The 13,066-nt window shown below is 59.9% G+C and carries 12 protein-coding genes; 3 read left to right on the forward strand and 9 right to left on the reverse strand.

Annotation, left to right across the window (positions count from 1 at the left end; genetic code table 11):
- The first annotated feature begins 9 nt into the window (after nt 1-9).
- A complete protein-coding gene (locus HV355_RS04230; RefSeq protein WP_100165837.1) occupies nt 10-1,524 on the forward strand; it encodes a tripartite tricarboxylate transporter permease in 1,515 nt (504 codons plus the stop codon).
- Here the strand turns inward: HV355_RS04230 and menE are convergent, their stop codons facing one another.
- The 8 genes from menE to HV355_RS04270 all read right to left on the reverse strand — a co-directional run bounded on the left by menE (nt 1,525) and on the right by HV355_RS04270 (nt 9,445).
- Nucleotides 1,525-2,886, reverse strand: a complete 1,362-nt coding sequence (gene menE, locus HV355_RS04235) for an o-succinylbenzoate--CoA ligase (protein WP_148400443.1) — start codon at nt 2,884-2,886, stop codon at nt 1,525-1,527.
- Nucleotides 2,883-3,848, reverse strand: coding sequence for an o-succinylbenzoate synthase (gene menC, locus HV355_RS04240; protein WP_182401015.1), 966 nt, complete (start codon nt 3,846-3,848; stop codon nt 2,883-2,885). Before menC ends, menE begins: the two co-directional genes overlap by 4 nt.
- The gene (menB, locus tag HV355_RS04245) at nt 3,848-4,705 is read right to left on the reverse strand and encodes a 1,4-dihydroxy-2-naphthoyl-CoA synthase (protein WP_010433380.1); all 858 of its coding nucleotides are present in this window, start codon (nt 4,703-4,705) and stop codon (nt 3,848-3,850) included. The genes menC and menB overlap by 1 nt, the downstream gene beginning before the upstream one ends.
- Nucleotides 4,702-5,478: a 2-succinyl-6-hydroxy-2,4-cyclohexadiene-1-carboxylate synthase gene (gene menH, locus HV355_RS04250; RefSeq protein ID WP_182401017.1), complete on the reverse strand. Its 777-nt coding sequence runs from the start codon at nt 5,476-5,478 to the stop codon at nt 4,702-4,704. The genes menB and menH overlap by 4 nt, the downstream gene beginning before the upstream one ends.
- Nucleotides 5,475-7,145 carry a 2-succinyl-5-enolpyruvyl-6-hydroxy-3-cyclohexene-1-carboxylic-acid synthase gene (gene menD, locus HV355_RS04255; RefSeq protein ID WP_182401019.1) on the reverse strand — a complete coding sequence of 557 codons (1,671 nt, stop codon included), beginning with the start codon at nt 7,143-7,145 and terminating at the stop codon, nt 5,475-5,477. Before menD ends, menH begins: the two co-directional genes overlap by 4 nt.
- Nucleotides 7,146-7,233: 88 nt before the next feature.
- On the reverse strand, nt 7,234-8,529 hold the full coding sequence (menF, locus tag HV355_RS04260; RefSeq protein WP_182401021.1) for an isochorismate synthase MenF: 1,296 nt from the start codon (nt 8,527-8,529) through the stop codon (nt 7,234-7,236).
- Nucleotides 8,530-8,624: 95 nt separating this feature from the next.
- Nucleotides 8,625-8,930 (reverse strand): stress response protein ElaB, encoded by a 306-nt coding sequence (gene elaB, locus HV355_RS04265; RefSeq protein WP_029485146.1) that lies wholly within the window; start codon nt 8,928-8,930, stop codon nt 8,625-8,627.
- Between the two features lie 53 nt (nt 8,931-8,983).
- On the reverse strand, nt 8,984-9,445 hold the full coding sequence (locus tag HV355_RS04270) for a GNAT family N-acetyltransferase (protein WP_010433368.1): 462 nt from the start codon (nt 9,443-9,445) through the stop codon (nt 8,984-8,986).
- A 71-nt stretch (nt 9,446-9,516) separates the two neighbouring features.
- On the opposite strand from HV355_RS04270, the gene rnz reads away from it, so the two are divergent.
- On the forward strand, nt 9,517-10,434 hold the full coding sequence (gene rnz, locus HV355_RS04275) for a ribonuclease Z (RefSeq protein ID WP_182401023.1): 918 nt from the start codon (nt 9,517-9,519) through the stop codon (nt 10,432-10,434).
- Between the two features lie 64 nt (nt 10,435-10,498).
- Nucleotides 10,499-11,503: a chemotaxis protein gene (locus HV355_RS04280; RefSeq protein WP_182401025.1), complete on the forward strand. Its 1,005-nt coding sequence runs from the start codon at nt 10,499-10,501 to the stop codon at nt 11,501-11,503.
- A 100-nt stretch (nt 11,504-11,603) separates the two neighbouring features.
- Here HV355_RS04280 and nuoN read toward each other — a convergent pair whose 3' ends face one another.
- Nucleotides 11,604-13,061, reverse strand: coding sequence for an NADH-quinone oxidoreductase subunit NuoN (gene nuoN, locus HV355_RS04285; RefSeq protein WP_174339886.1), 1,458 nt, complete (start codon nt 13,059-13,061; stop codon nt 11,604-11,606).
- Between the last annotated feature and the right edge of the window lie 5 nt (nt 13,062-13,066).

Here is a 13,066-nt window from a genome sequence, read left to right on the forward strand (position 1 = left end):
GAGCACGCTATGGATACCTGGATTTACCTCTCTCAGGGGTTCGCGGTAGCGATGACCCCGGAAAACCTGGTGATCGCCCTGATCGGCTGCTTCGTGGGCACGATCGTCGGCCTGCTGCCCGGTCTTGGCCCGATTAACGGCGTGGCGATACTTCTGCCGCTGGCCTTTGCCCTGCATCTGCCGGCTGAATCCGCCCTGATCTTACTGGCGACGGTGTATATCGGCTGCGAGTACGGCGGACGCATCTCCTCCATACTGCTGAACGTGCCCGGCGATGCCGCCGCCATTATGACCGCGCTCGACGGTTATCCCATGGCGCAACAGGGACGCGGCGGCGTGGCGCTCTCCATTTCTGCCGTCAGCTCGTTCTTCGGTTCGCTGATTGCCATTGGCGGTATCATTCTGTTCGCCCCTGCGCTGGCCCAGTGGTCGCTGGCGTTTGGCCCGGCGGAGTATTTTGCACTGATGGTGTTCGCTATCGCCTGCCTCGGCAGCATGATGGCGCAAAACCCGCTCAAATCGTTTTTGTCTGCGCTGATTGGCTTAGGGTTGGCCACCGTCGGTGTGGATGCCAACACCGGGGTTTATCGCTTTACCTTCGACAGCGTTCACCTGTCCGACGGCGTGCAGTTTATCGTCGTCGTGATTGGCCTGTTCTCTGTCTCAGAAATCTTACTGATGCTGGAACATACCAGCAGCGGGCAGACGCTGGTGCGCAAAACCGGCCGCATGCTCTTTAATGCCAAAGAGGGGGCGCAGTGTGTGGGTGCTACCCTGCGTTCGTCGGTGATTGGTTTCTTCGTCGGCATCCTGCCCGGCGCGGGGGCGACCATCGCCAGCGCCATCACCTACATGACCGAGAAAAAGCTGAGCGGCAACAGCGACAGCTTCGGTAAGGGCGATATACGCGGCGTGGCGGCGCCAGAGGCGGCCAATAACGCCTCGGCCTGCGGCTCGTTTATCCCGATGCTGACGCTCGGCGTGCCGGGCTCCGGCACCACGGCGGTGATGATGGGCGCGCTGACGCTCTATAACATCACCCCGGGTCCGGCGATGTTTACCGAGCAGCCGGACATCGTGTGGGGCCTGATTGCGGCACTGCTGATCGCCAACGTGATGCTGCTGGTGATGAACATCCCGCTGATCGGTCTGTTTACCCGCATGCTGACCATTCCCCTGTGGTTCCTGGTGCCCGCCATTGCGGCGGTCTCTGCGGTTGGGGTGTACGCGGTGCACAGCACCACCTTCGACCTGGTGCTGATGGTGCTGCTTGGCGTGCTGGGATACATCTTACGCAAGATGCACTTCCCGATGTCACCGCTGATTTTAGGCTTTGTGCTGGGTGAGATGCTGGAGCAGAACCTGCGCCGCGCCCTCTCCATCAGCAACGGCAATATGTCGATACTGTGGGAGAGCAGCGTAACGAAGATCCTGCTGGCCATGGCGATCATGGTGATTGTGGTGCCGCCGGTCCTGCGCCTGCTGCGTCGACGCCAGCGCAAGCCTCAGCCGGACGTCGGCTGATTAGCCCCTCAGCAGGGCATTGACCCACTGTTTTAACGCCTGGCGGGAGATTTTTATTCCGCCATTTTTTAGCTCTGCGGGCAGCACCAGCCAGTGTACCGGCTGTTCAAAACGCGCCAGCCTGCCCTGGATCCAGTCAGGGAATTGCGCGATATCCATTCCCGGCTCGCACTCCACCACCGCCACCGGACGCTGTCCGAACTCGGCGTCGTCCAGCGGGACGATAAACACCTGGCTTATCTGCGGATGCGTGGCGATAACACGCTCCAGCGATTCGGGTTGGATCCCCTCTCCTCCGCTGAAAAAGAGGTTGTCCATACGGCCTAAAATTGTCAGACGACCGTTGCGCCATTCCCCGCGATCGCGGGTGGCAAACCAGCCCTGCGCGTTAGTAAGCGGAAGAAGCGCACCGTCTCGCCAGTAGCCCGCCGCCATGCTTTGCGCTTTGATCCAGATTTCCCCCTCGACCAGCTTCACTTCCCGACCCGGCAGGGCGGTTCCCACATCCGGCTCGCCGTCCGCCGCTTTCGCGCAAACGGTAGAGGCGAACTCCGTCAGGCCGTAACCGCAGAAGGTACGAATGCCCTGCTCCCGCGCCTTCTTGGTCAGTTCAACGGGAATTGCCGCGCCGCCGAGCAGAACGGCTTTAAGCGCAACGTGGTGTTGAGTATGAAGCAAACGCCACAGCTGGGTCGGCACCAGCGACGCGTGCGAGCAGCCCTCCAGCGCCTGCTCCAGCGGCTGCTTCTTGCGCACGGTCAAGCGACCGCCCGCCAGCAGCCAGCGCCACAGAATCCCCTGACCAGAAACGTGAAACAGCGGCAGCGACAACAGCCAGTCGTCGTCCCCGCCGTAGGGCATCAGCGCCAGCACGCCTTGCGCGCTCGCAAGATGCGCCGCGCAGGTGTGAACCGCCGCTTTTGGCAACCCCGTCGAGCCAGAGGTTAACGTCATGGAAGCCAGGCGATCCGGCTGCCACGCGGCCGCATATTCCCCTGCGAGTTCTGACAGGCTAAGGGCAGAGAGCCCGTCAAACGCGCCGTCCAGTACCAGCGCATGGCGCAGCGTCATCTGCGGGAGGAGGACGTCCAGCAAGGGGCGCGGAAGCTGGGGATTGACCGGCAGGATGCGCGCACCGCACTGCAGCAGCGCAAGCCACGCAAGCAGCGTTTGCGGGTGGTTATGGGCGAGCAGCATAACGCCGTCGCCCTCCTGCACACCCTGACGATGGAACCCGGCGGCAAGGCTATCGATGCGTGCACAAAGCTGTTGCCAGGTGAGAACATCGTCGTCCAGGCGCAGCGCGGGTTTTTCCGCACGCTGCGTGCGCCAGTGCCGCCACGGCCAGTCGGTAAAACTCATAGCAGCGGCTCCAGCGCCTCAACGTCGAGGCACGGCAGTATGCTGTCCGGCCACTGACGAATAAGCTGCGTTTGCATCAAGCTTAACGTGTCGAGGCCAGGAATGGTCTGCGGCGTGAGCCAGGCCGCAATGCGCGCCAGCTGCGTCAGCCCAAGGCTGGACTCAATGGACGAACTGATCACCGCCGTCAGCCCCAGGGCGTGCGCAGCCGAGACCTGCGCACGCACCTTGTCCAGGCTGCCGGTCAGCGTCGGCTTAATGACCACCGCACTCACGCCCGGCTCGGCGACAAATTCAAAATCGGCTTCGCGCAGGCTTTCATCCCAGGCAATCGCGATGCCCGTTTCACGGGCAAAGGCGCGGGAGTCATCCCGCGTTTTGCACGGTTCTTCCAGAAACGCGATGCGGTTGCGGTAGGCCGGGTTGACGTACTTCGCGAACTGCTGCGCCTTAAGCGGCGTCCAGGCGCGGTTGGCATCCAGCCGCAGGCGCAGGTCCGGAATCGCTTCCAGCAGCAGATTCGCCACCATCCCGTCGCGCACCGCTTCGTACAGGCCAACTTTGATTTTCGCCACTTTCTCGCCGGGCATGGCGGAGAGCAGCGCGAACAGTTCGTCCGGATCGCCGGTACAGAGCGGCGCCGCACGGTAGTTGGCTTCCTGAGGCAAGCTGCCGTCAAGCTCCGCCAGCGCACAGCTGATGCCGAATGCAGCGGAAGGCAGGTCCGGCAGGGCCGGATTAGCGCCTTCCCGCCACGCGCGCGCCCAGGCCATCAGCGCCGCCTGCGCGTCATCCAGCGACTCCAGGCTAAAGCCCGGCAGAGGTGAAATCTCGCCCCAGCCTTCCCGCTCGCCCTGCCGGAGATGCACGAAGAGTCCGTTACGGGTTTTTAACCGCCGCTCGCGCAGCACCACGCCCGCGTCCATCGGTATCTGCCAGCGGTAAACCTGAGCGCGACGCATTACGGGTTCCGTTTGTATTTGCTGAAGTCCGGCTGGCGTTTTTCGTTAAACGCGTTGCGTCCTTCCTGACCCTCTTCGGTCATGTAGAACAGCATGGTGGCGTTACCCGCCAGCTCCTGCAGACCCGCCTGTCCGTCACAGTCGGCGTTGAGGGCCGCCTTCAGGCAGCGCAGCGCCATCGGGCTGTTTTGCAGCATTTCGCGGCACCAGCGCACGGTCTCTTTTTCAAGATCGGCAATTGGCACCACGGTATTCACCAGGCCCATATCCAGCGCTTCCTGCGCGTTGTACTGACGGCACAGGAACCAGATTTCACGCGCTTTTTTCTGCCCAACGATGCGTGCCATGTAGGACGCACCCCAGCCGCCGTCGAAGGAGCCGACTTTCGGGCCAGTCTGGCCGAAGATAGCGTTTTCAGCGGCAATGGTCAGGTCGCACATCATGTGCAGCACGTGGCCGCCGCCGATGGAGTAACCCGCCACCATCGCGACAACCGGTTTTGGACAGGTACGGATCTGGCGCTGGAAATCGAGGACATTAAGGTGGTGCGTACCCGCATCATCCTGGTATCCGCCGTAGTCGCCACGCACTTTCTGATCGCCGCCGGAGCAGAACGCTTTGTCACCTTCACCGGTCAGGACAATCACACCGATGTTGTCGTCATAGCGCGCGTCGGCCAGCGCCTGAATCATCTCTTTCACGGTCAGCGGACGGAACGCGTTGCGTACCTGCGGACGATTGATGGTGATTTTGGCGATGCCGTCGGTGGACTTGTGGTAACGAATGTCGGTGTAGCCTTCGGAGCAGTCCTGCCATTCAACCGGGGCGTAGAGCATGTGTTCATCAGGATAGATCATAGAGTGTCCTTTGTTCGAAGACGCAGTATCTGAGCCAGACTCGCGGCGACCGCGCCGGGGTTTTCCCGGTGGGCGTTGTGTCCGGCGTGAGGAATAACGTGGCGTTCGGCGTTCAGTTCGGCGGCGATGGCCGCAAACTTCTCGTCACGTTCGCCATAGAGATAATAAAAAGGGGCGTTGTACGCGCTCAGCGCAGAACGCAGGTCGGGCTGCACGGCCAGCGACGTGACCTCAAGCATTGCCGACAGATTCGCGCCGTTGTTCCGGCTACGCAGGGCAATCAGTTCGCCGCGCTGCGCATCCGTAAGAGAGGCAAACACCGGCTGCTGATACCAGTCGGCAAAGACGTCAGGGAGCGGTTCAGCACGAAAACGCGTCGCCCAGCGGCGATCGGACACCAGCCGCGCCTCTCGCGAGCCCGCATCCTGCAGCCCAGGATGACCGCCTTCTACGACAATGCCGCATAAGCCCTTTGGCTGCTGGCAAGCCTGAAACATCGCAATGCGGCCGCCGAGAGAGTACCCCACCAGCCAGTAGTTAAGTATGTTGTAACTAAGTAAGGTGCTGGCGAGTAAATCGCTGAGATCGTTAAACCCGGCGACGCTGACACTGGCTGATTCGCCGTGTCCCGGCAGGTCGAGATACAGCCGGGGATAATCGCGCAAAGACTCCCCGACAGCCTGCCACTCGCGGCAATCGCCGGAAAACCCGTGCAGAAAGACAAGCCAGGGGTAACCCGGCTTACCGTTATGCTGCACGCCAGCCAGGGTCACAGGTGGCTCACCTGCGCCAGCAGATTTTGCAGCTTCTGCGCGCCGTCAGCATCGTGCACCACCAACTCAATAAGCGTGGTGCCCGGCTGCCGCCAGGCGCTGCTTAACGCCGTCTCCAGCTGTTCCCAGTTTTCAGGACGATGATACTTGAGGCTGAACATGGCGGCGGCATGCTCGAACTGCACGTTTTGCGGCATCAGGTAGAAGCGTTCGCGCTCGCTCTGCGGCGTCGGCAGCAGGGAGAAAATCTGCCCGCCGTTGTTGTTCACCACAATCAGCACAAAGGGCGCGGAGACCTGACGCAGCAGCGCCAGCGCGTTGAGGTCATACAGTGCAGAGAGGTCGCCCACAATCGCCAGCGTCGATTTCGCACTGGCGCGCTGCACGCCTGCCGCCGTGGAAATCAGCCCGTCGATGCCGCTGGCTCCGCGGTTGCTGTAAACCGGATAGCCTGCGGGCAGCTTAGAGAAGGCATCAATGAGGCGGACTACCAGGCTGTTGCCGACAAACAGCTGCCCCTGCTCGGGAAGATAGTGGCGAATACGGTGCGCCAGCTCGGCTTCACCAAAACCTTCGCACTGCGCGTTGGTGAGCTCCCACGCCTGGCGCGAGAGTTCCGGGATCGCCACCGCCCAGGGTTTACGCTTTTCTGCCGGATGCAGTTCCAGCCAGCTATCAATCTCGCTCACCAGACGACGACCGCGATGGTGCGCCGGGTCGAGCCGCCCCTCCAGCGGATCCACCAGCCAGTACTCTTCCGGTGTGCAGGTTGCCTGCCACTGCAAGAGACGCTTCCCGGTGAGGCTGGAGCCAATCTGGACCACAATCTGCGCCTGCGCCAGCTCGGTCACCGCTTTGGCATTACCCAGCCAGAGATCGGCGCACGGCAGCGGCTGACCGGTCTGGGAAAGCACGTCGCCAATCAACGGCCAGCCGAGAGTTTGCGCCCATTCGGCGACCAGCTTGCCTTCAGCCGCGCTCATGCGACCGGCAATCACCACGCCGCGCTTCTGTCGCCAGAAGAACCAGTCGCGCTGTTTCGCGCTTTCCAGGTGCGTCTGCTCGCGCAGCCAGGGTTTTTCGCTCTCCCACCAGTCGCCGAGCTGCTGCTGCCAGGTCAAACCGGTGTCATTCAGTTCACCGTAGAGCGGCTCGGCAAACGGGCAGTTGATATGCAGCGCACCGCTGCGCAGCGAGCCCATCGCGTGGTCAAGGGTGGAAACCAGCCAGCTTGCGGGAATATCCTGAGTTGGACGCGGCAACGAGACCGTCTGGGAAGAATGAGATGCGAAAATACCCGGCTGGCGGATCGCCTGATTGGCACCGCAGTCGATAAGTTCAGGGGGACGGTCGGCCGTCAGCAGGATCAGTTTTTCACCGGTTAACCCGGCTTCAATCAGAGCCGGATAGAGGTTCGCTACCGCGGTTCCGGAGGTGACAATCACCGCGACGGGGGCGTTGCTGGCTTTCGCCAGCCCTAACGCCAGATGACCCAGACCGCGCTCGTCAAAATGGGTGTGGTGAATAAAGGCCCGGTTTTCAGCCGCCGCCAGCGTCAGCGGCGTGGAGCGGGAGCCCGGTGCAATACACACGTGCCTGACGCCATGGCGGGTCAGGGCTTCGAGGATCACCGTCGCCCAGCGTCGGTTAAAAGAACTTACTGACATGAGTTTGTCCGGTATCAAGAATGCGACACAGTATAAATAATAGAAAAATTTGGAATTTTGATATGAATCGGGAATGCGCGAATCAGTATTAATCCCTAAGGAGCAGAGAGCGCAGCCCGGCGGCTTTGTTTTCTATCTCCTGCCACTCCTGTTCCGGGTCAGATCCGCTGACGATCCCCGCCCCGGCGTAGAGCCGCAGCGCTGCGCCCTGGACGCGTGCAGAGCGCAGCGCCACGCAGAATTCACTTTGCTCAGGCGATAAATAACCGGCCGATCCGGCATACCACTCGCGGTCAAAAGGTTCCACATTCTGGATAAACGCACGCGCCGCCTGGCGCGGTAGCCCGGCCACCGCCGCCGTCGGCTGCAGAACATGCAGACACTGTTCATCGTCAGCGTGTTTGAGCTCGGTCCAGATGCAGCGCCGCAGATGCTGCACCTTCCGCAACCGCACGACCTGCGCGGGCAGCACCTCCAGGGTTTGAGTGTGATGCTGCAAGCGTTCGCAGATGTCCTCTACAACCAGCATATTCTCACGCTGATTTTTATCGTCTTTCATCAGCCAGTCGCCCAGACGCCGGGCCTGAGCGTCATCCGCGTGGCTGGCGACGGTGCCTGCCAGCGCTTCGGTGCGCAGCAACGTGCCGCGCCGACGCCACAGACGCTCGGGCGTAGAGCCCAGAAACGCGTTGCTGGCATCGAAAACCATGCAGAAGTGGTAACAGTTCAGGTTGAGCGCGCGGCTGGCTGCCATCAGGGCAACGGCATTTACCGGCTTATGGCATTGCAGATCGGTGGCGCGAGCGAGGACCACTTTTTCAAACTCACCGTGCGCGATAGTCTCCGTTGCCTGCCGTATAAGGCGCAGCCATTCCGGTTTTTGCGGCTGGTGCGTTTCGCGCTCCACCTGAACGGACAGCGGACGGATCGGTTTGGCGTCCTGAAGACTGCCTAAAAAACGCTGTGCCACCTGTGCATCGTCCTGAAGGGAACATTCACTCCACAGCTGCAGGCGCAGGGTGGCAACGCCGCCTGAACGTCGCCAGAGCAGGCGCGGTAAAAACAGGCTGCCCTTTTCCGGGGTAAAGGCGTTCAGGCCGCAGATGCGGGTGTCACTGGCTGCATGCTGCGTATGCAAAAACTCCGAGGCCAACGCGAGAGAAGAAAAATGGATAACAGCACCCAGCGCGGCCAGCTCTTCATCGCCGCTACGCTGCTGCCAGTAAAATTGGGGATAGCATTGCTGGGCACCCAGCCAGGCCAGGGGATCGAATGCATCGTTTAACGGGAAAGAGACGTCGAAATGACGTAAACCGGGTGTTGCGGGTAACGCTTGCGCCAGCCGTGTGCGCAGTTGCTCCAGCGCGAGGAATATCGAATGCACGCGAACCTCTCCCTGTTAAAACCTCGTATTATACGGGGTACCATAAGAAATATCAGTACCCACGTATAGGGAGTGGTTAACCGTTTAAAACGCTGTTAACGACGGGCTAAGAGCAGCCCCAGTACCAGCCCAACGGCAGCACCGGCGCCAATGCCTTGCCACGGTTTTTCATGCACGTAATCATCGGCACGATATACCGCTTTTTTCGCGCGGTAGTAGTAATTATCAGACGCATGGCTGACGCGGTTTTTAACTTCATGCAGTGCCTTTTCGGCACGCGCTTTAAGCTCAATATATTTCTGATCGGCAGGGTCGCCGGACGAACGTAACACCTCTTCCAGCGTCTCGCTCAGCAAGGCCAGGTCGTCGTCGATACGGGTATCCCAGGATTGAAATGACATATTTTTCTCCATGTTGTTACACCAGTCCGCTAACTATAGCCAACGACTCGCCATTACGCCTGCTTCGTTTCCCTCGCCATCCCGATATGCGGAATGCCATCTTCGTCATACACATCCGTCACTGGTGCAAAGCCAAAGTGCCCGTAAAAGGATTGAAGATGCGCCTGCGCGCCGAGGTATAACGCCTTGTCTGGCCACTGTTTTTCGCACGATGCCAGGGTTTTCTCCATCAGCTGATAGCCCAGTTTTTCACCGCGCGCTTTATCGCTGATGATGACGCGGCCAATCACCACCGGCTCGAAATCGTCGTCGCTTTTCAGAATCCTCGCATACGCCACCAGCTCGTTTTCGCGCCAGCCGAGGATATGACGGTTCTCGCCGACGAGGTCATCGCCATCGATGTCCTGATACGGGCAGGTTTGCTCAACAACAAAGACTTCGCAACGCAGCTTCAACAGGGCATACAGTGAATGAACGGTGAGTTCGCTATGGTGTAAATCTTGCCACTGGATCATGTCTGTCTCCTTACTGGGGTTCATCACGTTATACTAGACCCCTCCCCGTTCGGCAAAGGGCTGATTGCGTTATGGAACTGATTTTTCTGGGTACGTCCGCTGGCGTGCCAACCCGCTCACGAAACGTGACGGCGATCCTGCTGGATCTTCATCACCCCACCCGCGGCGGTCTGTGGCTGTTTGACTGCGGTGAAGGCACGCAGCACCAGCTGCTGCGTACCGTTTATCATCCGGGCAAGCTGGATAAAATTTTTATTACCCATCTGCACGGTGACCACCTTTTCGGCCTGCCCGGCCTGCTCTGCAGCCGCTCGATGGCCGGTAATGCCAACCCGCTGACGATTTACGGGCCGGCGGGTATCCGGGAATTTGTTGAAACGACGCTGCGCCTGAGCGGCTCGTGGACGGATTATCCGCTCGACGTGGTGGAGATCGCCGAAGGTCTGGTCTTCGACGATGGCGCGTATACCGTCACCGCTCAGCCGCTTAATCACCCGGTTGAGTGTTACGGCTATCGCATTGAAGAGCACGACAAACCCGGCGCGCTCGACGCCGCGGCCCTCATCGCTGACGGTATAAAACCCGGCCCGCTGTTCCAGCGTCTTAAGCAGGGAGAGACCGTCACGCTGGAAGACGGGCGCGTGGTGAACGGTCAGGACTACCTCGCGGCGCCGCAGCCGGGGAAAAAGCTGGCGATCTTTGGCGATACCGCGCCGTGCCCTTCCGCCCATCTGCTTGCACAGGGTGTAGATGTGATGGTACATGAAGCGACGCTTGAAACGGCGATGGAAGAGAAAGCCAACAGCCGGGGCCATAGCTCGACGCGTCAGGCGGCGCAGCTTGCCCGTGACGCGGGTGTCGGGAGATTGATCGTCACTCACGTTAGCTCGCGCTACGACGCGCGGGGATGTGCAAGCCTGCTGGCAGAGTGCCGTCACCTGTTCCCGGCGTGTGAGCTGGCGGAAGATTTCACTCAGGTCAGCGTTTAGTCCTTCATTTTTCCCTCAGGATGCCGATAACGATTAAAAGGTCAGCATTTCTCTTGAGGGTAGAATGGATAATTTCCAGAAAGATATTGATGACAGGGCGAATCTGACCCTGTCGAACCGTTTTGAACTGTTGCTGTTCCGTCTTGGCACCTCTCTGAACGAAAATAAGTCCGAGCTGTTTGGCATTAACGTGTTCAAGCTGCGCGAAATTGTGCCGATGCCGGCGTTCACCAAACCTGCGGGCATGAAGTCTCCGCTGATGGGGATGGTGAACATTCGCGACCAGGTGATCCCGGTGATTGACCTGGCCGCCGTGGCCGGATGCAAGCCGACGACCGGACTGAACATTCTGCTGATCACCGAATACGCCCGCAGCGTGCAGGCGTTTGCCGTGGAGTCCGTTGAGAACATCATGCGTCTGGACTGGAAACAGGTTCATGCGGCCGAAACCGCCGTCAGCGGGCGCTACATCACCAGCATCGCCTGTCTTGACGAGAAGACCGATACCAACGATCTGGCGATGGTGCTGGACGTTGAGCAGATCTTGTACGACATCACCCCGGCTAACCACGATCTGCACGCGACCAATCTGAAAACCACCAAATTCAATATCAAGCCGGGCTCGGTCGCGATTGTTGCGGAAGATTCCAAAGTGGCGCGCTCGATGCTGGAGAAAGGCCTGCAGGCGATGGAAATCCCCGCGCAGTTGCACATTACCGGTAAAGACGCATGGGAGAAAATTGGCATACTGGCGGCACAGGCGCAGGCTGAAGGGGTTCCCATCACCGATAAAATTGCACTGGTGCTGACCGACCTCGAAATGCCGGAGATGGACGGCTTTACGCTGACGCGCAAAATCAAAACCGATCCGTTCCTGAAGGATATTCCGGTGGTGATCCACTCGTCTCTGTCCGGCAACGCCAACGAAGACCATATTCGCAAAGTGAAGGCCGACGGGTATGTGGCGAAGTTTGAGCTGAACGAGCTGTCGTCGGTGATTGAGGAAGTGCTGGACCGCTCGATGAAGAAAATTGACGGGCCGTTGATTAGCCGGAAGCAGCTGGCTTAGTCGGGTGGCGCTTCGCTTACCCGACCTACAGAACCCGTAGGCCCTGCAAGCGTAGCGCCGCTGGGCAATAAAAAAACCCGCCGAGGCGGGTTTTTTGTTTTTACATTAATGGCATCGCTCGCTGCACGATATCAATCAGCGGCTGCGGATAGATACCGAAGATCAGCACCAGCAGCGCAGAGATAAGCACCACGATACCCCCGGCGCTGTACTGCCAGTTGGACGGTGCATCGCGGTTAAGCTGCTGAGGCGCGCTCAGGTACAGGCTCACGGCCACGCGCAGGTAGTAGTAGAGACCAATCGCGGAGCCGATAACGACACCCGCCGTCAGCCACCACAGACCCGCATGAACACCGACTGCCAGCACGTAGAACTTACCGATAAAGCCCAGCGTCATCGGGATACCCGCCAGCGAGAGCATCATTACGGTCATCACAGCAGACAGAATCGGACGGTGCCAGAACAGACCACGGTAGGAGAACAGTGAATCCGCATCCGGGCCACGGTACGGGCTGGACATCAGGCTCACCACGCCGAATGCGCCGAGGCTGCTGAACAGGTAACCCGCCAGATACACGCCCACGGCTTCCATCGACATCTCGCCGCTCTGCAGCGCAATCAGCGCCACCAGCAGGTAACCCAGGTGTGAGATAGACGAGTAGCCCAGCAGACGCTTGATGTTGGTCTGGCTCAGCGCCATCAGGTTACCGAAGATGATAGAGACGAAGGCGATAATGCCCAGCACCACGCGAACCGCTTCGCTGTCACCTACCGGTGCGTACAGGAACAGACGCATCACCACACCGAAGATAGCGATTTTGCTCGCTGTCGCCAGGAAGGTCGACACCGGAGCCGGTGCACCCTGGTATACGTCTGGCGTCCACAGGTGGAACGGCACCAGAGAGAGCTTGAAGCCGAGGCCAACAATCATCATGCCCAGACCCGCCAGCAGCAGCGGCTCGTGCAGCATGCCGTCGCCGAGGCTCTTGCCGATGGCCAAGAAGGAGAGATTACCCGTCTGTGCGTACAGCAGCGCGATACCGAACAGCAGGAACGACGAGGCAGCAGCGGACAAGATGGTGTACTTGATCGCCGCTTCCAGAGAGCGTTTCTGGCGGAAGGCGTAACCAATCAGGCCGAACAGCGGGAGTGAGATCAGCTCAATACCGAGGAACAGCGCGGCCAGATGGTTCGCGTTCGCCAGCAGAATGCCGCCCAGTGCGGCAATCAGTACCAGCAGGTAAAACTCTTCTTTGTTGTCGTTGTAGCCTTCAAGCCACGGGTACGCAAAGGTGCAGGTTGCCAGGCTCGCCAGCAGAACCAGACCGGTGTACAGCATGGCGTAACCGTCAACGCGCATCAGCGGCGTGACGTCCATCGCGCCCGCCTGGCCAACAAACCAGAGGGAGACTAACGCAGCGTTCAGACCCAAAACGGACAGGGTCGCATTCAGGAAGTGATTGCGTCGCCACGCAATGGAGAGCATCACAACCACCACCGTCAATCCGACGATCAGCAGCGGTAGCAGCGCGATCAGTTGTTGTGGAGTTATTGTCATGGCGA

The organism is Enterobacter sp. RHBSTW-01064, from assembly GCF_014103035.1.
Classification (GTDB): Bacteria; Pseudomonadota; Gammaproteobacteria; order Enterobacterales; family Enterobacteriaceae; genus Enterobacter; species Enterobacter mori.